The organism is Rhizobium esperanzae (assembly GCF_002204185.1).
GTDB lineage: Bacteria > Pseudomonadota > Alphaproteobacteria > Rhizobiales > Rhizobiaceae > Rhizobium > Rhizobium esperanzae.
The window spans coordinates 175676-196273 of record NZ_MXPU01000013.1; the positions used below are offsets into that span (position 1 = coordinate 175676).

Annotated in this window: 19 protein-coding genes; 7 read left to right on the forward strand and 12 right to left on the reverse strand. The window is 60.7% G+C overall.

The features are described from left to right. Window positions 1-214 precede the first annotated feature (214 nt). Window positions 215-1972, forward strand: coding sequence for a glucosidase family protein (locus B5E41_RS20195; RefSeq protein ID WP_088395809.1), 1758 nt, complete (start codon window positions 215-217; stop codon window positions 1970-1972). Between the two features lie 20 nt (window positions 1973-1992). Here B5E41_RS20195 and B5E41_RS20200 read toward each other — a convergent pair whose 3' ends face one another. Continuing rightward, window positions 1993-2607, reverse strand: coding sequence for a GNAT family N-acetyltransferase (locus B5E41_RS20200; protein ID WP_088395810.1), 615 nt, complete (start codon window positions 2605-2607; stop codon window positions 1993-1995). A gap of 176 nt (window positions 2608-2783) precedes the next feature. On the opposite strand from B5E41_RS20200, the gene B5E41_RS20205 reads away from it, so the two are divergent. From B5E41_RS20205 to B5E41_RS20215, 4 genes are read left to right on the forward strand one after another with little or no spacing between them, the layout of a single operon-like run. After that, window positions 2784-4121: an extracellular solute-binding protein gene (locus tag B5E41_RS20205; RefSeq protein WP_088395811.1), complete on the forward strand. Its 1338-nt coding sequence runs from the start codon at window positions 2784-2786 to the stop codon at window positions 4119-4121. Beyond that, window positions 4122-4265, forward strand: coding sequence for a hypothetical protein (locus B5E41_RS31805; protein WP_176439442.1), 144 nt, complete (start codon window positions 4122-4124; stop codon window positions 4263-4265). Further along, window positions 4246-5139 carry a carbohydrate ABC transporter permease gene (locus B5E41_RS20210; RefSeq protein ID WP_088395812.1) on the forward strand — a complete coding sequence of 298 codons (894 nt, stop codon included), beginning with the start codon at window positions 4246-4248 and terminating at the stop codon, window positions 5137-5139. Before B5E41_RS31805 ends, B5E41_RS20210 begins: the two co-directional genes overlap by 20 nt. After that, the gene (locus B5E41_RS20215; RefSeq protein ID WP_088395813.1) at window positions 5139-5972 is read left to right on the forward strand and encodes a carbohydrate ABC transporter permease; all 834 of its coding nucleotides are present in this window, start codon (window positions 5139-5141) and stop codon (window positions 5970-5972) included. Before B5E41_RS20210 ends, B5E41_RS20215 begins: the two co-directional genes overlap by 1 nt. A 27-nt stretch (window positions 5973-5999) precedes the next feature. On the opposite strand, the gene B5E41_RS20220 is transcribed toward B5E41_RS20215, so the two are convergent. Genes B5E41_RS20220 through B5E41_RS20235 form a run of 4 tightly spaced genes read right to left on the reverse strand, consistent with a single transcriptional unit; the run spans window position 6000 to window position 10605 of the window. Then, window positions 6000-7244, reverse strand: a complete 1245-nt coding sequence (locus tag B5E41_RS20220) for an O-antigen ligase family protein (RefSeq protein WP_088395814.1) — start codon at window positions 7242-7244, stop codon at window positions 6000-6002. After that, window positions 7241-8803 (reverse strand): undecaprenyl-phosphate glucose phosphotransferase, encoded by a 1563-nt coding sequence (locus tag B5E41_RS20225; RefSeq protein WP_088395815.1) that lies wholly within the window; start codon window positions 8801-8803, stop codon window positions 7241-7243. The genes B5E41_RS20220 and B5E41_RS20225 overlap by 4 nt, the downstream gene beginning before the upstream one ends. Before the next feature lie 56 nt (window positions 8804-8859). Continuing rightward, window positions 8860-10026 carry a glycosyltransferase gene (locus B5E41_RS20230; RefSeq protein WP_088395816.1) on the reverse strand — a complete coding sequence of 389 codons (1167 nt, stop codon included), beginning with the start codon at window positions 10024-10026 and terminating at the stop codon, window positions 8860-8862. 3 nt (window positions 10027-10029) lie between these two features. Further along, complete coding sequence (locus tag B5E41_RS20235) at window positions 10030-10605, reverse strand: polysaccharide biosynthesis/export family protein (protein ID WP_088395817.1); 576 nt, start codon at window positions 10603-10605, stop codon at window positions 10030-10032. A gap of 189 nt (window positions 10606-10794) precedes the next feature. On the opposite strand from B5E41_RS20235, the gene B5E41_RS20240 reads away from it, so the two are divergent. Beyond that, window positions 10795-12969: a GumC family protein gene (locus tag B5E41_RS20240; RefSeq protein WP_088395818.1), complete on the forward strand. Its 2175-nt coding sequence runs from the start codon at window positions 10795-10797 to the stop codon at window positions 12967-12969. A gap of 63 nt (window positions 12970-13032) precedes the next feature. Here the strand turns inward: B5E41_RS20240 and B5E41_RS20245 are convergent, their stop codons facing one another. Together B5E41_RS20245 and B5E41_RS20250 are read right to left on the reverse strand one after the other, a co-directional pair. Further along, on the reverse strand, window positions 13033-14274 hold the full coding sequence (locus B5E41_RS20245; RefSeq protein WP_086081985.1) for a GNAT family N-acetyltransferase: 1242 nt from the start codon (window positions 14272-14274) through the stop codon (window positions 13033-13035). Between the two features lie 118 nt (window positions 14275-14392). Then, window positions 14393-14602 (reverse strand): DUF2842 domain-containing protein, encoded by a 210-nt coding sequence (locus B5E41_RS20250; protein WP_088395819.1) that lies wholly within the window; start codon window positions 14600-14602, stop codon window positions 14393-14395. Window positions 14603-14717: 115 nt separating this feature from the next. On the opposite strand from B5E41_RS20250, the gene B5E41_RS20255 reads away from it, so the two are divergent. Further along, window positions 14718-15821 carry a COX15/CtaA family protein gene (locus B5E41_RS20255; RefSeq protein ID WP_088395820.1) on the forward strand — a complete coding sequence of 368 codons (1104 nt, stop codon included), beginning with the start codon at window positions 14718-14720 and terminating at the stop codon, window positions 15819-15821. Window positions 15822-15843: 22 nt separating this feature from the next. On the opposite strand, the gene B5E41_RS20260 is transcribed toward B5E41_RS20255, so the two are convergent. The 5 genes from B5E41_RS20260 to B5E41_RS20280 all read right to left on the reverse strand — a co-directional run. Next, on the reverse strand, window positions 15844-16635 hold the full coding sequence (locus B5E41_RS20260) for a sulfite exporter TauE/SafE family protein (RefSeq protein ID WP_088395821.1): 792 nt from the start codon (window positions 16633-16635) through the stop codon (window positions 15844-15846). 4 nt (window positions 16636-16639) lie between these two features. Then, window positions 16640-17572: an N-acetyl-gamma-glutamyl-phosphate reductase gene (argC, locus tag B5E41_RS20265; RefSeq protein WP_088395822.1), complete on the reverse strand. Its 933-nt coding sequence runs from the start codon at window positions 17570-17572 to the stop codon at window positions 16640-16642. Between the two features lie 61 nt (window positions 17573-17633). Next, a complete protein-coding gene (gene speB, locus B5E41_RS20270; RefSeq protein ID WP_088395823.1) occupies window positions 17634-18596 on the reverse strand; it encodes an agmatinase in 963 nt (320 codons plus the stop codon). 235 nt (window positions 18597-18831) lie between these two features. Then, a complete protein-coding gene (gene cml, locus B5E41_RS20275) occupies window positions 18832-20022 on the reverse strand; it encodes a CmlA/FloR family chloramphenicol efflux MFS transporter (protein ID WP_088395824.1) in 1191 nt (396 codons plus the stop codon). Window positions 20023-20407: 385 nt separating this feature from the next. After that, the coding region (locus tag B5E41_RS20280; protein ID WP_176439443.1) for a transposase at window positions 20408-20598 on the reverse strand (191 nt) is incomplete at its 5' end.

The window sequence follows — 20598 nt, forward strand, 5'->3', positions numbered from 1 at the left end:
TCCTTGACAAAAGGGGAGCCGCCTGTAGGCTGGGATCAACGCGTAATCAAAACGCGAATGAAAGAGGGTCGAGGACAAGTATGCACCGTACATATTGTCTGGGTCGGCGCGCACGCGCCAAGATCGCCCAAAGAGGCACCGGCTCAGGCCGGTTCAGCTGTTTCTTCGTTTCGAATTCTGCGGGTTCCTCCACGCGGCTGTCGGGGACCTGTCTATGATAAAACCCTCGACCGACGGGCAGCTTTCAGCCGACGCCGGCGTCTTGCTGCCCATAATGGCGCCACGCCTTCAGGCGGATGTTCATCCGGACGGATATGCCGATCTTGCCCTTTGGGGTGCCGGCAGCCTGGGGCGTGTGCGGTTTTCTCCGATCACCGGCCCCTATACCTGCGCTCCGAACCGGCTCGTCTCGAAACAGGGGGGCGTTTTCGTCGCGCAGTCGCTGCCGGTGATGCTGATCAATGGAGTGAGCCTGCAGGGCGTCTATCCAGCGCGCCGTTGCGCCTGGTGGCACGAGCCGGATGGGCGAGACGCGAGGGCGAAGGTGTCCCGCAGCGCTCATCGGCAGATTTTCGAAATGGGCTGGGGCGTCCTTATCGCGGAAGCTCGAGATTCCGATCTGCGGATTGCCGGCGGCGCCTCGAGAGACGAAGCCGAGAGAGCCCTCGATCTCAGCAGCGAAGCCATTATCACCGAAGCTGCAGAATATGTGGCGCGTTGCGACATGATGCCTGACGCCGACCCGCTAATGCGCAGCATGGTCAGTCAGGGGATACATGCGGCCCTTTCCAGCATAAGGCGCGACGAAAATGGCGCCTTCGCCGGCCTTGCCGCCGGACAGGCCTATAGCGCTCCGGCGCGGACCTATTACCGCGACGGCTATTGGACCATGCAGCCGCTGTTGACGCTTGCTCCGGAGGCGGTGCGCGACGAGATCCGACTGCTCGCCAAGGGAATACAGCCCGACGGAGAGGCCCCGAGCGGCGTTATCCTGACGGGACCGGCGCAATCGGATGCCTGGCAGCGCTTCGTCGCCGACAGCAAAGCCAATCCCAAAACCCACAAAAGAGCAGTTCCGGAGTATCATAATCGTCCGCAGGATTGGTGGAGCGACCACTTCGACAGTCCGCTTTTCTTCATTCTTTTTCTGGATGACTATTTCGGCGTTACGAAAGACGCGGCCGAGGTGCAGCTTCATTGGCCGACAGTGCGGGCGATCATGGATCGCTATGTCAGCCTAGCCGGTCCCGACAGCGTTCTGCCGCTGAAACCGCGCAACGACCGGGATTGGGCCGACAATGTCTTCCGTGACGGCCTTGTCTCCTATGACCTCGGTCTCTTCGTCGGCGCGCTGGATGCTGTCGCGAGGCTGGGCGAAGGATACGATCCGACCCTTGCCGAACATGCACGCAAGACCGCAATTCTTGCCCGCCGGGAAATCGAAGCCAGGCTCTTCGTGCCGGCAACGGGAGGATATCTCGACTATGGGACACCCGGCACTTTTGTCGAAGATCATCTGGCTCTCGACAGTCTGACCTTATCGCGATTTAGTGCTATTTCAGAGGAGAGGGCTGTCGGCCTCCTGAGGGCGTTTGAAACCAGGCTGGAAACGCGCAACAATCAGGAACAGCCCTATGGCAGTTGGGGTGTGATGTGCGCCTATCCACCATTCAAGCGGCAAAGCGATTTGCGATCCAAGACCGCCTTTCCCTACCGCTACCATAACGGCTCGGACTGGCCTTATTGGGACGGCGCCTATGCCGAAGAACGCCTTCGCCACGGACTTGGAGGCGCCCGCTACGCGCTGACCCGCTGGTGGGAAACCTGCCTCGACAATGGCTGGATCGGCGCGGTGGAATATTTCTCGCCGCCCTATGGACGCGGCTCCCTGCTTCAGGGCTGGAGCGCCATGCCGGCAGCCGTCGCTTTGAAATATGGGCTCGACGCTGCAAATTCGGAGCCGATGTCATGAGCGGTCGGGCGCCGGCGGTTTCAGCGGGATCCCTGATCGATCCGCATTGCAAAGGCGACGGCGCCATCGCGTTCGAATTCGGAAAAGCCAAGGTGACGATAGAAGCCTTTGGCGCGTTCGTTTGTGGGGTCGACCCCGAGGTGCACGGCCGTGACTCCATGATTTCGAAGCGCCTGCAGCTCGGTGTCGATCATCTTTCGTCCCCAGCCGCTTGCCTGAAGCCCGGGAAGGATGTTGATGTGGAGATGCGCCGGGTACTGGTGCTGAAGCCAGGCCGTCCCGCTGCGCGGATTTTGGATTCGTTCCAAGACGTCGGCGTCGCGCGGACGGGTCGGCGCCAGTCCGGCGATCTCTCGGCGCACAAGCGGCCACCAGCTTGCCGCCAGGTCCTGATCGAACTGGCTGGTGTCGGGGGCGCCCACGACATAGCCGACCGGACGGTCATGCTGGACAAGAACAAAGGCAAAGTCTTTGGCGAACTTGAGATATGGCACCGACCAGATGTAACCGGGCAGACGCGGCTCACTATAGAGAGCGCTTGCATCGTGACCGCCATTCGCGGTTTTCAGGCAGATTTCAAAAAAGGCTTCGATATCCGCTTCAATCGCGGGACGGATGAAGCAGCTGGTGTCCATCACTGTGCCACCTCCTGCGTGGCGCTTTGTCGTTTTGGGTCGCGAGAGGAGCTGATGCACTGACGATTACCTCAGATTCGCCGGTCAGGCAAAGCTCTGGGGGAAGAAAACGTTCGGCGGCGCCTGGCGCAACGCTCGAACGGGGAGTGGAGAATAAACCAAGTGAGGTGGAGCAGATGAAAAGAAGCGTGAAATCGATCAACATACTGCCGGTATTTCAAATGAAAACGGCCGTCGCGCTTGCTGGTGCAGCGCTTATGAATTTTGGCCTTTCGGCAGCTGCCCGGGCTGACGATCTGGCTGTTTGGGATGACCAGACCTACGAAGGTCAGAGTGCGGTCATAGAGCAGCTGAACAAGGAGTTCGAGGCTGCGCATCCCGGCGTGACGATCAAGCGGACCGCCCGCACCTTCGATGACATGAAGTTGACGCTAAAGCTTGCGGTTTCGGCAGGAAACGGCCCGGTCGTCACGAAAGTCAACCAGGGCGCCGGCGATATGGGCGCAATGGTCAAGGAAGGACTGCTTCTGCCGGTTGACGACTACATCAAGAAATACAGCTGGGATAAGCGCCAGTCCGATTCCGTGCTGGCGCGAGATCGCTGGGATGGGCCAAAGTTCGGGGTCGGCAAGACCTACGGCATATCGGGCCTCGCCGAGATCGTCGGCCTCTATTACAACAAGAAGATCCTTGACGACGCCGGCATCGCACTGCCGCAATCCTTCGAGGAGCTTTTGACCGATCTCGACAAGCTGAAGGAAAAAGGCGTGGCGCCCTTCATGATGGGCAGCGCAAAGCAGCATCTCGCCCTGCACATGATCGGTGCCATCGATCAAGCCCATATCGACGCGAGCAATCGCGCCGAACTTGACGATCTGATCTACGGCAGGGGCGGCTCCTGGAATACCAAAGGCAACATCGAATCCGCAAAGCTGGTGCAGAAGTGGGCGCAAGGCGGCTATTTCTATCCCGGTTTCGAAGGCATTTCGGGTGACGACGCCGTTCAGCTTTTCATATCGGGGCAGGGCGCTTTCCTGATCTCGGGAACCTGGTATTTCGGTGATATGCAGCACAACCAGGATATCGGCTTCATGGCCATTCCTGCCCCAAAAGGCATTACCAAGCCGCTGAGCGTCGGAGGCGTGGATCTTGCCTGGGCAATAACAAGCCTTGCCAAAGACCAGAAAACGAAGGACCTGGCCGGTGAATATATCGACTACATGGTTTCGGAAAAAGCTGCCGAAGCCTGGGCCAATGCCAGCTATCTTCCGGCAACGTCGCTTGCGGCGGATGCGAAGCCAAAGCTCACGCCGCTGCTGAGCTCCGGCATCGAGATGTGGAAGACGCTCAACGCCAACGACGCTCTCGGCCACTATCCCGATTGGTCTAGCCCGACGATGCTGAAGACAATCGACGATAACACGCCGCTTCTCCTGTCCGGCAAGATCACGCCTGAAGCCTTTGTCGACGCTATGGACAAGGATTATCAGGCCTACCTGAAGGGCCAGAAATAAATGGCGCGGACGCAGGCCGCGACCGTCCGCGGCCTGCGTCTGGTCGACATCACCTTAAAAAACAGCGCTGCGATCTCAGGCTTGCTGCACGACGACGATCGTTTTGGCTTCATGGAGTACCGGAATGAAGCGCTCCCCACTTGATGGCTCCGAACATACCAACTGGATCTATCTATTCCCCGGATTGCTGCTTTACGCGGCCTTTGTCTTCGGGCCGATTGTCGCGGCTTTGGGGTTGAGCCTGACCAGTTGGGACGGCTTGACCGTGCCCAGGTGGGTTGGCCTCGGCAACTACGTCGATCTCTTTTCCGATGATCGTTTTTACATCGCCTTGCGCAACAATGCCGAGCTGATGATTTTTTACTGCGTCCTGCCGCTCGGGCTCGGCATAGGTCTTGCCGCCTGCGTCTGGAATCTGAAGCAACGCGAACAACTCGCTCTGCGGACGTTCCTGTTCCTGCCATATATCATGCCGACTGCCGTGTTGGGCATCATCTGGGCATGGCTCTACAATCCTGCATTCGGTCCGTTCAACCAGTTTCTGAGAGCAGTGGGCTTGGGCATGTTCGCACTCCCCTGGCTGGGAGATTTCAACTTCGTGCTTCCCGCGGTCGGGATCGTTGCCACCTGGTATTTCTTCGGTTTTTGCATGGTCATCTTCCTCACGGGAATTCAGCGCATCGACCCGTCGCTCTTTGATGCTGCGAAGGTCGATGGCGCTTCGGCGCGAAAGACGTTTTTCTGGATAACGCTGCCGCTTCTCATGCCGGAAATCAGGGTGGTTTTGCTGCTGACGGTCATCGCGTCGATCAAGAGCTTCGACCTGATTTTCACAATGACCCGCGGCGGTCCCGCCAACGCGACGCTCGTACCGAATATCTACATGTACCAGCTCGGTTTCGAGCTCAACCGGTTCGGCGCGGCGGCGGCCATCGCCATTGTCGGCGCGGCCCTGACATTCATCATCAACTATGCAATTCACCGGTTTGTCGGCTCGCAGAACAAAGGGGGGGCGTGATGAGCCGTTCGTCCAATATCCCCGCTACCACACTCCCTCTTCGCATTCTCCTCTGGCTTCTCGCATTCGTCACGATCACGCCATTCCTGCTTCTGCTTCTGACGTCAATAAAGAGCAAGGCCGACGTCCTGAAGGGTGCGTTCGCCTTGCCGGCATATCCGCACTTCGAAAATTACCTCGATGCCTGGAATGCCGGGCATTTCAATATCTACTTCTGGAATTCGATCATTGTCGTCATACCCGTTGTCGCCGCGAGCGTGTTTCTGGGCCTGCTGACGGGTTTCGCCTTCGCTTTTCTGTCTTTCCCGCTCCGGCGTATGCTGTTCGCCGTCCTGACGCTCGGCATGATGGTGCCGGCAGAGGCTTTCATCATTCCGCTTTATTATGAAATGCGGTATCTCGGGTGGATCAATACCTATGCCGCCGTGATCGTGCCGCAGATCGCGATGTCGATCCCATTCTCGACGATCTTCCTCGCCAGCGCGATGCAGCAATTGCCCGAAGAGATTCTCGAAGCGGCAGTCCTCGACGGCGCCGGGCGCTTCTATATCCTTCGCAAGATTATCGTACCCCTGATGGTGCCGGCAATGTCGACACTGGCGTTGTTCCTGTTCATCTGGACCTGGAACGAGTTTCTGATTCCCTTCATTCTGGTGAACGACGATGCCTATCGGACGCTGCCCCTCGGCATGCTGTTTTTCCAGGGGCGCTACACCGTCAACACGCCGGTTCTGACCGCCGGGGCGGTGATCGTCATTGCCCCGCTCATCCTGACCTATCTCATTTTCCAGCGGCGGTTCATCGCCGGCTTGACGGCCGGGACGACGAAATAGGCAGCCCAAGCCATTGGCGGCAAGGCTTCAAGCCGCTGCGGCGAGATTTCGGCCGCGCCTGTGACGCGCTTCCAGCGCCGCGCAGCCCCAGACCGTACCGAAGAGCAGATAGACATGCCGCCAGTGGTCGATGTCGATGACGTTGCCGATCGCCGCATGGCCGAGAACGGAGATCCAGGCAATCATCAGGAAGGGTTGCCACGGCCGGTCGTGAAGCAGGTTCCGGAAACCCAGGACGAGCGTCCAGAGGAGCATTCCGACATAGCTGACGAAGCCGAGCCAGCCATAGGAGGTGAGCGACTTCAGCCAGATATTATGCTCGTCCTCGGGAAACATGGTGCCGAACACGAGCGGACCGATGCCGAGCGGGCGCTCCATCATCATGGTGAAACCGATCCTGTGGCGCTCGAAGCGGCCGAGATGTTCGCCGTCATACTGCTGCACGAGCTGGGCGCGTGTCGAAAACAACTCTGCGACCTTCGGAATCTGCAGCGCCACGAGCAGCGATGCGACCAGCATGATGATCGCCGCCAGTGACAGGATCAGCACGCGCAAGCGGAAGGCGCCGCTGCGCTCCTTCAGCAGCATGATGAAAATCAGCAGCACCACGCCGAGCGCAAAGAGGCCCCAGGCAGCCCGGGAAAAGGAGAGGAAGATGCCGAGGGCAATCACGAGAAGGGCGGCTGCCTTCAATGGCGATTTCTTCAGGTCGCCGACCAGAATGCCGTGGATGAGATGGAGCGACGGCGGCACCAGGAAGGGGCCGAAGACGTTCGGATCCTGGAACGCGCCTTTGGCGCGGTCATAGAGAGTGAACACTTCCGAGCCGGGAAAGGCGTGGAAATAGCCGAGCACGCCAAGCGCCGACGTGACGACGGCAGCCAGGGTCCAGGCGTTGAAGATCAGCGGCAGCCGCTTATGGCTGTCCTCGATGATCGCCCCGTAGAATACCGCGGTCAGCGCCAGGAAGGTCGAGACGGCGATATACATCGGCGCCGTCGCAAGGTCATTCATCTGCGTCAGCGACAGCATGCCGCCGATATTGAAAGTGAGCAGCAGCGCAAGTAACGGCGCGACGCTGCGCGAAATCCTGAGCCCCAGGATGAACCAGAGGCCGATCAGTCCCGCCATCCAGAGTTCATAGGGCGCCGGCTCATCGATGACGAAGCCGGAGAGGAAAACACCGAAAGCCACGAAGGCGGAACCGATCAGCCGCAGCGTTGCCCGCTGCGGCTGGGCGACACGCGAATATGTCGCCTCGATCGTGCTCAATAGGCGTTTTCCGTGTTGAACAGCCGGACCGGCGTCAGGAACAGGATTTTGAGATCGAACCAGAGCGACCAGTTCTCGATATAATAGAGGTCGTAGGCCGTGCGGAACTTGATCTTCTCGTCATTGTCCACTTCGCCGCGCCAGCCGTTGATCTGCGCCCAGCCGGTCACACCAGGCTTGACGCGGTGGCGGGCGAAATAACCTTCGACGACATCCGCAAAGGCGCGGTCGCGCGCTTGAGCGAGAACCGCATGCGGACGCGGACCGACCAGCGAGAGGTCTCCCCGCAGCACATTGAAAAGCTGCGGCAGCTCGTCGATCGAGGTCTTGCGAATGAACCTTCCGACACGGGTGACGCGTGGATCGCCCTTGGTCACCGCGGCCTTCCCTGTGGGGTCGGCCATGTTGGTGTACATCGAGCGGAACTTGAAGACGTTGATGACTTCGTTGTTGAAGCCGTGACGCTTCTGCATGAAGAAGACAGGACCTTCCGAGGTCGCTTTGATGGCGATCGCGGTTGCGGTCATCAGCGGCCAGAGCAGCGCAAGCGCGACCAGGGTGAAAAAGATGTCGAAGCCGCGTTTGGCGACGGAATCCCAGTCGCGGATCGGCATCTTGAAAATATCGAGCATCGGCACAGCGCCGACATGCGAATAGGCGCGTGGCCGGAAGCGCAGCCGGTTGGCGTGCGCCGCAAGCCGGATATCGACCGGCAGGACCCAGAGCTTCTTCAGGAGATCGAAGATGCGCGCCTCAGCCGAAAGCGGCAGGGCGATGATCAGCATGTCGATGCGCGTCAGCCGCACGAATTCGACGAGTTCCGCCACGGTGCCGAGCTTCGGGTAACCGGCGACCATGATCGGTGAGCGTTTCTCGCCGCGGTCGTCGAAAATGCCGCAGATGCGGATGTCGTTATCGGCCTGCTGTTCGAGGATGCGGATCAGCTCCTTTGCCGGTTCGCCGCCGCCGACGATGACGGCGCGTCGCTCCATGATGCCGTTGCGCGCCCAGTTGCGGATGCCGTAGGCGACAAGGAAACGCTCTGCCGAGAGAAAGAGCACGCCGGCGGCGAACCACGGGGCATAGGCATCGACCATCGCCCATGTGGCGCCACGAATGAGCGCAAACAGGCAGATCGTGAGGACAAGCGCGATCGTCCAGGAGGCGAGAATGCGGGGCATCAGCCGTAGCTTCGCCCGGAGCGCGGGAATGGTGTAGGTGTCGGCAAGCTGCAGGGCGATGACGGTCGCGGCCGAAGCGATCGCTGCCATGCCGGCCCGCAGCAGCAGAGGATCGCTGCCGTCGCCCGGCCAGAAGTAGTGGACGATCAGGGCAATCGAAAAGAGCGCCAGGAATTCCAGGAGCCGCAATTGGCCGATAATAATGGCAGGCGAACGAGTGCCGTCGCGGAACTGTTCGGCGATCTGCCGGGCATAGGCATTGATTTCAGTCGGCTCGGAGGCCTGCTCCCGACTTGCATTGCGTCGCGCCTCGATGTCGGAGACCTGCTTGCGCAGCGCTTCTACGTCGAACGGATCGCTTTTTTCCAGCTTGTTCATGGGGTTTTGTCGCTCGTTGTCAGCAAGCGAAATACCAGAAAGCCCCTAAGAAATATTTACGGCGCGCCGAACATTGCTTGTCCGGCGGGATCGACGAGTTCATGGTACAACGTCAGCACATCCTGCGCCATCACGGTCGAGGAAAACACCGCCTTTACCGCCGCATGCGACGGCATTGTTCTGGCGTGCCAGCCGGGCGTGCTGAGCGCTTCCGCCATGACGCGGGCGAGATCGTCGGAATTGCCGGGCTCTACAAGAGCCGGACTGTCCTTGCCGAGCACCTCAGGAATGCCGCCGACACGGCTGGCTATGATCGTCTTGCCGGCCCCCAGCCCTTCGAGCACGATATAGGGCATGGCTTCGGCGCGAGAGGGGACGACGAGATTTTGCGCCATGGCAAAGGCTTCGTGGATCCGCATTGCCGGCAGCATGCCGATCCGTTTGCCGAGGCCGCGTTCGATCATCATCTCGCGGTAGCGGTCGCGGTCAGGTCCGTCGCCGATCATCAGCGCCGAAAGCGGCCTGCCGAGCAGCCGCTCGGTCTTGGCGAAGGCATCGACAAACAGATCGGGACCCTTAAGGTCCCGAAGCATCCCGACATAGATGAAATGCACGGCATCCGACCGGGTGTGGATCGGCTCGAATTCACGCTCTCCGATGCCGTTGTAGATCAGTTTCGTCTTCGTCCGCGGCTTGCCCACCTTGCGGGCATAGGTGTCGCGCTCGTATTCGCAGATGAAGACCAGCGCATCGGTGAAATATTCCTGCAGGCGCTCCATCCTGAGGACGAACTGTCCTGTGAACGAAGAGCGCGAATAATGCAGGCTTCCGCCATGCGCGGTATAGAGGCGGGCTACGCGATACCTGTTCACCCGCAGGGCTGAGCCGGCAAGTCGCGCGAGCACGCCGCCCTTGGCGCCATGCCCGTGCAGCACATCCGGCCGCAAACTTTTGATCTTCTTGTACGTATCCCACATTGTCGCGATATCGGACGGGCTGACGGAGCGGCGGATCGGCACGCGCGTCAGGCCGAGCGACAAATATGGGCGGATATCGTCGAACAATCTGTCCTCGTGCTCGCCGCCGGTCGAGCTGTCGCAGAGAATGCCGATGTGATGACCGGCCTTGCTGTGTTCCTCGACCAGGTCGCGGACATGGCGGAAAATTCCGCCGACCGGCGATCTGAAGCAGTGAAGAATGCGGAGCGGCCTCTCTCTTGTCATTGCTCAGAAGAGCCGTTCGCGAACATAGATCGTGTCGCCGGCGATGATCGGGCCGGATATGTTGATGCGGCCGGTCAGCACCTGTCCGTTTATCTTGCGGGTGACATCGACCATGCTCTGGTTGGCGCGGCTGGTGAAGCCGCCGGCAACTGCGATGGCGTTCTGCACGGTCATGCCCGGAACATAGGCATATTGGCCGGGCTGGCCGACCTCGCCCATGATGAAGATCGAGCGGTAGCGGTCGACGTCGATGGTGACATCGGGATCGCGAAGATAGCCTTGCTGCAGTTTCTGGGCGATCTGCCCTGACAGTTGCTGCAGGGTTCGGCCGCGGGCAGGGACCTGGCCGATGAGGGGGAAGGCGATATAGCCGGCCTGATCGACCGTGTAGGTATTGGTCAGGCTCTGCTGGTCAAAGACGGTGATGCGAAGCCGATCGCCGCTATCGAGCGTATAGGGCTGGATGGTCGCCTCGTTGAAGGTTTTCGGCGCGGGTTTGTACGTCGTGCAGCCGCCCAATGCTGCCGTGATGGCTGCAAGGCTCAGGGCCAAAAGGATCTTGGGCGGGGCGACAGACATCCGCTGGTGCTCACAGAAAATGAACTCGGTGCAGCCGTTATCGATCCGTTAGGGTTAATACCCGGTAAAAGGCGCATAACAATTCCCCAGTTCTTTGCCGATCCCTGCTATTTCTTGGCAAGATCAGCATTAACCGTTGAGTTACCATGGTCGTTTACGCTTGCGGCACGTTTGTTGTGGAGTAAGAGCATGTCCGGCGTAGTGCGTGATCAGGATGTGGACATCGACCTCGGCCAGCTGGCTCGCGCCGTCTGGGCGCGCCGGCTCAGGATTTTGACGATCACGCTCGTGGCGGCCGGCGCCGCCTTTGCCGGCGCCAAGGTCATCTCGCCGCAATATCGCAGCGAAACACGCATCCTCATCGAACCCCGCGCGCCAGCCTTCGCCAACACCCAGCAGGCGAACGAAGCCGGCGCCGGGCCGCTGATGGACGAGCTGAATATCGCAAGCCAGGTGCAGCTCCTGCAATCGGCCGATCTCCTCAAGAAGGTGATCAACGACCTGAAGCTCTACAATCTGCCGGAGTTCGACGATGCCGCCAGCGGCTCGGCGATGAGCAGCATTCTGGTGAAGCTGCATCTAAAGAAGAACCCGATGGAGAACCCGCCGGAAGAGCGGGTGATCGACGCTTTCGTCGAGCGGCTACAGGTCTATCAGGTGCCGGGTTCGCGCGTCATCGGCATCAATTTCACGTCGAAGGATCCGAAGCTCGCAGCCGCCATCCCGAACGCTATGGCGAATGTTTACCTTTCCACCCAGAGCGGTGCCAAGCTTGCCTCCAATTCGGAAGCGACGCGCTGGCTTGAGCCGGAGATCGAAAACCTGCGGCAGAAGGTCAGTGAGGCCGAGAAGAAGGTTGCCGAATATCGCACCAGCTACGGTCTGCTGCAAACGAACGGCACGACCACATTCCCCGCCCAGCAGCTTAATGACATCTCCGCAGAACTCACCCGCGTGCGGGGCGACAGGGCCAATGCCGAGGCGAGGGCGCAGGCGGTGCGCAATGCGTTGTCATCGGGCGAAGCCTCCGATACGCTGCCTGACATCATGTCTTCCCAGGCGATCCAGCGGCTGAAGGCGACGGAATCGGGCCTGCAGTCGCAAATATCAGATCTGCAGACCAGCCTTCTCAACAGTCATCCGAGGCTGAAGAGCCTGCGCGCCCAGCTCTCCGATATTCGCGGCCAAATCCGCCAGGAGACGCAGAAGATCCTGGCAAGCATCGAAAACGAGGCGAAAGTTGCCGATCTCCGCGCGAGCGAACTCGAGCGCCAGAAGGACGCGGTTCAGGCCAACAGCGCCCGCGCCGGCGAAGACGAGGTTGGCCTCAACGCGCTGGAGCGCGAGGCAAACGCCCAGCGCCAGCTGCTCGAAACCTATCTGGTACGCTATCGCGAGGCTGCCTCGCGCGCCGACAGCAATTCCAGCCCGGCGGACGCCCGTATCGTTTCCCGGGCCATCGAGCCAGTCGACCCCTATTTCCCGAAGGTTGTGCCGATCGTTGTCGTCGCCGCCGTCGCGACGCTGATCCTGAGCGCTATCGTCACCATGCTCGCCGAACTCTTCAGCGGCCGGGCGCTTCGTGCCGTCGACGCGTCCCGTGACACGGTCAAGGCTGAAACGGTCGCCGAAGACAAGAATGTGCCGCAGGCCGCCTCGGTCGTCGCTGCCGTCAGAAGGCCCGCCCAGCCGAGCATGCTCGCCGTTGTCACGGAGGATGACGGAAAGGACGTGATCGAAGAAACGGCGGCTGCCGAAGAGACGCCGGAGGACGACAATGAATTTTCCATTGCCTCCGTTGCGGACTACCTCACGGGCAGCCGCGCGCCGCTGGCAATCGCCATATCTCCAACTGGCGACAATGGCTCGGCGGCGACGGTTGCGTTGACGCGCATGCTCGCCGATACCGGCCGCCGCGTCATTCTGATTGATATGACCGGCTCCGGCTATCCCACAGAACTGATGGCCGAGAACCAGGTCGCGGCTGGCATCACCGATCTGCTGTGCGGCGAGGCCGCCTTCGGCGACACGATCCATAGCGATCGTCTTTCCGATGCTCATCTGATCCCGCAAGGTCAGAGCGAAGTGCGCCGCGCCATGCGCGGTGTCGACCGGCTGTCGCTGCTGCTCGATGCGCTCGCCGCCGCTTATGACCTCGTGGTGGTCGAATGCGGTGCGGCCGATGTTGCCGGCGTCTCGCGGCTGACGCGCAGCCGGGATGTCGAGATCGTCCTTTCCCTTCCGGAGATGGAGGAGACCATCTTTGTGACCTTGATGACGGAATTCCAGGCTGCGGGCTATGAGCGCGTCGTGCTGATGTCGGGCGGCGAAGGGGCCGAGCAGACGCTCGGCCAGGCCGCTTGAAACATGTCGCGCAAAAGTGTGCAGCGTTTTTGCGAAGAACGACATGCGCAAGACAAAGAACGCTCAGCCGATCCGTGCGCGGATGTTCTGGGCGAGTTTATAAAGCTTCGGACGCGCCTTGATATGCGCCTTGCCCCGCGTAACGATCCGGTGTGCCGCGCCGGCGGCAAGGCCAAATGGCGAGACCGGCAGCACCACGTCGTAATGAGCAGTCTCGACCGGCGCCCAGGATCGTTTGTAGGTCTGATCGCCGAGGCCAAAATCGAATAGCGCGACGCCGCTGCCGTGCAGTCCCCAAATGATTTGCCAATAGAGGAATTCGCCGGGGCTCGTATCGGGCACAAGATCTTCATCGATCGCCCCGAACTGGCAGATGACGTGATCGCCCTTGCGCGAAATGCCCGAGATGGCAGCGATACGGTCCTTGTTCTCGCCCTTCAGCCGCAGCGCATGCATCTGCAGGCCGAAATACTGTCTTGCATCATCCCGCTTGTCGATGAGGCCGTGCAGGAAGGTCTGCGTTTCCCGATCGGCGAAGACGTCGGGCAGGCCAAGGCTCGCGAAGCGGATACTCTTCAGGTGGAAGAAGATATCGAGCAGGCGGTGCTGTTCTTCCGATGTTTCCGGGATGACATATTCGACGCCGCCTGCCGCCTCCAGGCGCCTTGATTGAACGCGGAATTTCTTACGCCGGCTCTTGGCGTTGAGCTGCTTCAGCGTCTCCTCGAAATTGGAGAGGAGCGGCAATTGATAGGCGTGGTTCTGGTTCTGCACCATCGGCAGTCCGGTGAGCGGGGTCGGCCGCCCGCGCCATTCCAGCGGAAGGTTTTGCAGCAGCAGCAGATCGGCATGGCCCTTCAAGGCCTGCCGAAGCTGCCCCGCGAACTTCTCCGCGTCGATGCTGCCGCCGCTTTCGGCAAAATTGCCGGAAAACAGGCCTGTGTTGATATTGCTGTGATCGGCAGCGATGAACTTGGCGACGGCCAATCCGCGGGATCTGACGATCTCGATCGGCAGAATGAAGGCCGTCTCCCCGGCATAGGTGCCTTTGAGGATCGCCAGCGGCCGCCGAAAGGCGTTGACCCAGGCGGCGCACCAATCATAGCTCTGATGAAGCGAGTGGAGATCGTCGGTCTCCAGAGCCCGCCAATCATCCTCCAGCGGCTGCATCGCGTCGAATACCGAGATGTCGATTTTTGCCATGGCAAGTTTCATGCTCACCTGGCGTAGGCGTGAAATCGCCACATCGGCCAGCGCGTCATCGCCTGACGGCTGTTCATCAACATCAAGCTTTTGCGTCTGCACGGGAACTCTCCGGTCAAAATGCTGAACGGGAAGGTAGGTGTGCGGGACGTATATTTGGTTTAAGCGCAGCTCCTCAGCGAGGTTTTCCGCCGATCACGGTTATTCGGCCGTTAATGGCCTATTGCTGCCGCGGTCCGGCCATCCACTTGATGATCACCATTGCCGGGAATACCCAAAGCAGGCCGGTCAGCAGGAAGTAGAGCAGGTGCCCCCACCAGGGGGCGTTGCCGAGCGTCGCCACCGCGATCGTGTTCGCCACCAGCGCATAGACGAGCACAAGCACGATGATAAGGATCGTGCCGATGAATTTGCGGAGACGGACGGGCATTGTTTATCTCTTGTCTGAGGTAGCGCGGAGCGGCGCGACGGCATGCCGCAAAGCTTCGGGGCTTGTTTTGCATGAGCCGGTGGGGCAAATCAACTGCCGGACAGAAGGAGACATCATGGCCGTCGCGAACCCCACCATGGAACAGGCGATCCTGATCGAAGTACGCAAGCAGAACCGCAACCGCCGCGCCTTGCGGCTATGGCTCGGCGTCGTGCTTTTGGCGCTCTTCTGTCTCGTGCTCGTCGGAGGCGCCACGCGGCTGACCAATTCCGGCCTGTCGATCACCGAGTGGAAGCCGATCCATGGCGTCATTCCGCCGCTGTCGGCCGCGGAATGGGAAGAGGAGTTCCGGCTCTACCAGCGCATTCCCGAATTTCAGCAATTGAACAGTTCCATGACCGTCGACGAGTTCAAGGGCATCTTCTGGTGGGAATGGGCGCACCGGCTGATCGCCCGCGGCATCGGCGTGATCTTCGCGCTGCCGCTCCTTTTTTTCTGGCTGACGGGGCGGATTGAGAAACGCCTGCGCTGGCCGCTTGTCGGCATCCTGGCGCTCGGCGGTCTGCAGGGTTTCATCGGCTGGTGGATGGTATCGTCAGGGCTGTCGGCTCGCACCGACGTCAGTCAGTACCGGCTGGCAACGCATCTCGTCATGGCCTGCTTGATCTTTGCCGGCTGCATGTGGATCATGCGCGGGCTGTCGCCGCACTCCAACGATCCGGCGCCGGCACGCAGCTCGCGCGGCTTCGCTGCCGCCATCGCTGTTTTCGCGCTGTTCCAGATCTATCTCGGTGCCCTGGTGGCGGGACTCGATGCCGGTTTTTCCTATAATACCTGGCCACTGATGGATGGCGCCGTCATTCCCTCCGATCTGCTCATTCAGCAGCCCTTCTGGATCAATGCCTTCGAGAACCCGAAGACAGTGCAGTTCATCCACCGCATCGGCGCCTATACGCTCTTCCTGCTGACGTTGATCAACATGGTGATCGCCCTTCGCGCCGCACCCTGGACCACCCATGCCCGCCGCGCCGTCCTGCTTTTCGCGCTGGTGATCGTTCAGGCGGCGATCGGCATTGCCACGCTGCTGATGCAGGTGCCGCTTCACTGGGGGCTGCTGCATCAGGCCGGCGCGCTTGTTGTATTCGGTTTCGCCGTCGCCAACTGGCGTGGCTTTTACGGCGAATACCCGCACGAGACGATGATCACCGAACGCGATTGAAGGCGGGAGGCTGTCATTTGTTCTAACGCAGCACGCCGTCGAGCAGCGGCATGCCGATAATGGCAGCCGCCGCGATCAGCGCATAGCAGGCGATCCGGAAGGTCCGTTCCTCGGCAAGCCCGAACAATTTCGAGCCGCCATAGAGACCCAGCGCATAACTCGGCAGGACGACGACGGTGAGCGCGAAGACGGCGGGCACGAATAGTCCGCCGATATAATAGCTGATGGCGCTGAACACCGACGAGATCGAGAAATACAGCACGACATTCGCTCTGACACGCGCGAAGTCGGTCTTGCCGCCGAGCCAATAGGCGACGACAGGTGGCCCGCCGAGCTGCGCGGCGCCGCTGAAAAGTCCGGCGATCAGGCCGACGCCGCTGCTGAGCGGCGCTGACGGCGCGCCGTGGTAGCGCCATCCCGATACGAGAAGCGCGAGCAGAGAGATGGCGATGATCGTGATGCTCCAGCGCAATAGCGTCGGGTCGAGCAGCGCTAGCAGCGCCGTGCCCACCGGGACGCCGATTGCCGCACCGGCCGCCATGACGAAGACCTCGGACCGGTTGGCGTCGCGCCAGGCGGGTGGGATCATCCCCAGTGTGGCGATGCCGTCGATGACGAGCAGGATCGGCGAGACCAGCTTCGGCCCGACGATGGCGCCGCCGAGCGGGACGAAGATCAACGCTGCGCCGAAACCGGAAAAGCCGCGAGCGAGCCCGGCGATGAAGGCAAACGCCATCAGCGCATAAATGCCGTGGCCGGATAGGGCGGCGGCAAACCACGCCTGCATATCGGCGACAAGCCCATCCAGCATCATGGCCTCAGCTGGCGAGCATCAGGTCCATGTTCTGCACGGCGGCACCCGAGGCGCCCTTGCCGAGGTTGTCGAGCAGCGCCACCAGATTGACCTGGGAACCACCCGGCGTACCGAAGACGAAGAGCTTCATCGTGTCCTTGCCCTCGAGTTCGACGGCGTTGACGCGGGGGAGCGCCTTGCTTTCGGAAAGCGGCACGACGGTGACGATGTCCTGTCCGGCATAATGGGCAACCAGTGCCGCGTGAATGTTTTCCATCGTCGCGCCCTCGGCGAGATCGTCGAGATGCAGCGGCACCTGCACGATCATGCCCTGCGCGAACTTGCCGACCGACGGCGAGAAGATCGGTGCGCGGTTGAGCAGGCCGTGCACGGTCATTTCGGGCACATGTTTGTGAGTGAGCGGCAGGCCATAGAGGAAATGCGGCGCGGTGATCGCGTCCGGATGATCCGGGTTTTCCATCTGCGCGATCATCTGCTTGCCGCCGCCGGTATAACCGGAGACCGCGTTAACCGTCACCGGATATCCATCCGGCAGAATGCCGGCGGCGCGAAGCGGCCGGATGAGGCCGATCGCGCCCGTGGGATAGCAGCCGGGATTCGAGACGAAACGGGCGGAAGCGATTTTCTCGGCCTGCTCCTTGTCCATTTCGGCGAAGCCGTAGGCCCAGCCGGGATTGACGCGAAAGGCCGTCGAGGTGTCGATAACGCGGACGTTGTTGTTGGCCGAAACCATCTGAACTGCTTCCTTCGACGCGTCGTCGGGCAGGCACAGGATGGCAATATCGGCGCCGTTCAGCATATCTTCGCGCATGGCGGCATTGCGCCGCTCGGCCTCGGGAATGGACAGAAGCTCGACATCGCGGCGGCCGGCCATGCGCGTGCGGATCTGCAGACCCGTTGTGCCGTGTTCGCCATCGATGAAGATTTTCGGTGCCATGTTAGACCTGCGCTTTCAATGGGTTCTGAGGATTCCCGGATTCAATTTGAACGATGATAAATCAGCCTTGTGACACCGCAATAGCGCGTCGCTCGGCATGAAGGCCAAGCATATACATTGCCACCGTTGCCCCCGCAATGGCGGTGATATCGGCATGATCGTAGGGCGGCGACACTTCGACCACGTCGGCGCCGCGGATATCGAGTTGGTGCAGACGCTGCAGCACCGAGAGGATCTTGGCGCTCGATGGTCCGCCGGCAACCGGCGTGCCGGTACCCGGGGCAAAGGCCGGATCCAGGCAATCGATATCGAAGGTGAGATAGGCAGGGGCGCCGCGCGTATGGGAGATGATTGCCGAGGCGATGTCGCCGGCATTCATGTCTTCGACCTGATGACCATAGAGAATATTGAGGCCGCAATCCGCCGGCGCATGGGTGCGGATGCCGATCTGGATCGAGCGGTCAGGATCGATAATGCCCTCGCGCACGGCCCGCGCCACGAAGGAGCCGTGGTCGATACGCCGCTCTTCGTCGAACCAGGTGTCCTGGTGAGCGTCGAACTGCACGAGTGCGAGAGGCCCGTGTTTTGCCGCATGGGCTTTCAGCAGCGGCCATGTGACGTAGTGATCGCCGCCGAGCGTCAGCAGAAAGGCGCCACTGTCGAGGATCGCGTTCGCCTGGTGTTCGATGGCACCAGGTGTGTCCTGATGATTGCCGTAGTCGAGCAGACAATCGCCATAGTCGATCACCGCCATGTCGGCAAACAGTTCGCGGTTGAAGGGATATTGCGCATCATTGTCGAAGATCGCCGAGGCGCGTCGGATCGCCTGCGGGCCGAAGCGCGTGCCCGGCCTGTTCGATGTGGCGGCGTCGAAGGGGATGCCCCAGACGGCGACATCGACGCCGGTAAGTTCTTTGGTGAAGCGGCGGCGCATGAAGGACAGCGCACCGGCAAAGGTGGGATCGCTGGCGGCCGAAGTGAGGCTGGTCGCCATGAAGGCATGATCGATGGTCTTGTTCGCCAAGGGGGGCTCCTTCTCTGTGGGCGCTAACGTAGTCGCGTTCGATGTCGACCTTATATTGCCAGGCCACCGGTCACGACCAAACCGCCTGATGGCGTCTGCCTGATCCTGCCCCGAAAGGAACTGATGTTTCCTTTCGGGGCAGGTAAGGGGTAGGCGAGGTGCGCCGAGATTTCAAGCGATGCCTCGCTTGACGGCCGCTCTGCGTTTTAAGCTGCCGCCATTCCGTGGCAAATTCTCAGACCGCCGTCCGCGCCAGCTGGCGCAATCCGGCCAGCGTTATCAGCGCTGCCGCGCCGGTATAGGCTGCGAGCGGCCAGGCCGTGTTCCCGTCGAGCAGAACCACGAACAATGTGCCTGCAACAGCGACCAGCAGGCTTTCGACGCAGAAGTAGAGCGCCACGGCTGTTCCCGCGGTATCGCCGAAAGCAGCAAGCGCACCATTGGCGGTGACGGCTGTCGCAAATACAATGCCGATCGCGATGATCCACATCGGCAGGATGAGGCCGATAAGCGGTGCCTGCAGAAACATCTCTCCTGTGCCAAGCATGACCGCGCCGACAAGCAGCATCGCCATGCCTCTTGCGAGACTGCCTGCGATGCCCCAGCGTGTGACGAAGCGGCTGGCAAAGCGCGCTGTCACGATCATCACCAAGGCCACCGAGGCAAAGATGAAGCTGAAGGTGATGCCGGAAAAGCCGGCCCGATCGATCAGGATGCGGGGTGCGGTCGAGAAGAAGACGAAGAAGGCTCCCATCGCCGCGCTGAAGCCGGTCGTGTAGATCCAGAAGGAAAAGCTCGCGAGGATCGGGCGTATGGCGATGCTTGTCGCCGTCGTAGCGGGGCAGGTTTCATGCCACCGCATGCCGGCATTGAAACTTGCGACGGTCGACAGCAGGCCGATGACGAGAAAGATGGCTCGCCACCCATAATGGTCGGCAATCACCGCGCCGACGATTGGCCCGAACGCAGGCACAAGCGATAGCAGGGACCCGAGCAGGCTATAGATCACGCTGCTTTCCGGCCGTTCGGCGTAGACGTCGCGCACTGTTGCGAAGGTGGCGACAAGAGCCGCCGAGGCGCCAATCGCCTGCAACAATCGCAAGGCCACAAAGAGGAGGGCGGATGAGGCCCCGGCGAGCAGAAAGGACGCAAAGGCAAAGAGTGCCGCCCCGCCGAGCAGCACGGGCCGTCGCCCGACGATATCGGAGATCGGACCAAAGACAATCTGGCCGACGCCGAGCACAAGCATGTAGAGGCTGAGGGTCAACTGGATGACTTCAGGCGAGGTGCCGAGCGCCTGGGGCATCGTCGGTACGACCGGTAGATAGATGTCCATGGCAAGCGACGCCAGGATGTCGAAAGGAGCCATCAGCAACAAGCTTGCCGGCACGGAGTAATTCCACGATGGAATTTTCGGGTAAGACATGGGTAAGATCCGCTCAAATGATTTTCATTCGGCGGCGATCTGTCATTCATCAGTATCGGATTTGCTGGGACAGATGCCGCAACAACAGCGCAAAGTTGTTGCGGCCTAGTTGTCTGCGGACTTGGTTGTTCCCATGATGCGACCTTGATTGCGGCTCCGCTCGTTCGTGAAGCGGTTTGTCGGATTTCTACCAGCAGAACCGAAGTGCGGCAATGGCGACCGGCGAGGCGATGCCGGGATTCATCGAACGCCAAAACAAAAAGGCCGGGTTTCCCCGGCCTCAGGCTGCTGACAAACCCCGTCATTTTTTGGCGGGGTTTTGTTTTGTATTGATATTGGTGGCTTGAACGACTTGCGATGGCGGGCTTTCGGAGGCGTCATCGCCTCATGCGGGCGTTGGTTTTGGTGCCGTTGTGAGGGCCATCGCGATCTTCTTGATGTTCTGCGCTGCGGCTGCCAGCAGGCACTGGCATGCGACGCGGATTTGACTTCGGAAGCGGGCATAGCGATGTCCGTGAAGCTGTTTGGCATCCGCGAAGGAGCGTTCGACCGTCTCCTTTCGCCGCTTGTAGATTG

What these genes read in the sequence shown, in the direction of transcription:
- B5E41_RS20195 (WP_088395809.1), top strand. Translation starts at nt 215, where the DNA reads ATGATAAAACCCTCGACCGACGGGCAGCTTTCAGCCGACGCCGGCGTC.
- B5E41_RS20200 (WP_088395810.1), bottom strand. Translation starts at nt 2,607, where the DNA reads ATGGACACCAGCTGCTTCATCCGTCCCGCGATTGAAGCGGATATCGAA.
- B5E41_RS20205 (WP_088395811.1), top strand. Translation starts at nt 2,784, where the DNA reads ATGAAAAGAAGCGTGAAATCGATCAACATACTGCCGGTATTTCAAATG.
- B5E41_RS31805 (WP_176439442.1), top strand. Translation starts at nt 4,122, where the DNA reads ATGGCGCGGACGCAGGCCGCGACCGTCCGCGGCCTGCGTCTGGTCGAC.
- B5E41_RS20210 (WP_088395812.1), top strand. Translation starts at nt 4,246, where the DNA reads ATGAAGCGCTCCCCACTTGATGGCTCCGAACATACCAACTGGATCTAT.
- B5E41_RS20215 (WP_088395813.1), top strand. Translation starts at nt 5,139, where the DNA reads ATGAGCCGTTCGTCCAATATCCCCGCTACCACACTCCCTCTTCGCATT.
- B5E41_RS20225 (WP_088395815.1), bottom strand. Translation starts at nt 8,803, where the DNA reads ATGAACAAGCTGGAAAAAAGCGATCCGTTCGACGTAGAAGCGCTGCGC.
- B5E41_RS20230 (WP_088395816.1), bottom strand. Translation starts at nt 10,026, where the DNA reads ATGACAAGAGAGAGGCCGCTCCGCATTCTTCACTGCTTCAGATCGCCG.
- B5E41_RS20235 (WP_088395817.1), bottom strand. Translation starts at nt 10,605, where the DNA reads ATGTCTGTCGCCCCGCCCAAGATCCTTTTGGCCCTGAGCCTTGCAGCC.
- B5E41_RS20240 (WP_088395818.1), top strand. Translation starts at nt 10,795, where the DNA reads ATGTCCGGCGTAGTGCGTGATCAGGATGTGGACATCGACCTCGGCCAG.
- B5E41_RS20250 (WP_088395819.1), bottom strand. Translation starts at nt 14,602, where the DNA reads ATGCCCGTCCGTCTCCGCAAATTCATCGGCACGATCCTTATCATCGTG.
- B5E41_RS20255 (WP_088395820.1), top strand. Translation starts at nt 14,718, where the DNA reads ATGGCCGTCGCGAACCCCACCATGGAACAGGCGATCCTGATCGAAGTA.
- B5E41_RS20260 (WP_088395821.1), bottom strand. Translation starts at nt 16,635, where the DNA reads ATGATGCTGGATGGGCTTGTCGCCGATATGCAGGCGTGGTTTGCCGCC.
- argC (WP_088395822.1), bottom strand. Translation starts at nt 17,572, where the DNA reads ATGGCACCGAAAATCTTCATCGATGGCGAACACGGCACAACGGGTCTG.
- cml (WP_088395824.1), bottom strand. Translation starts at nt 20,022, where the DNA reads ATGTCTTACCCGAAAATTCCATCGTGGAATTACTCCGTGCCGGCAAGC.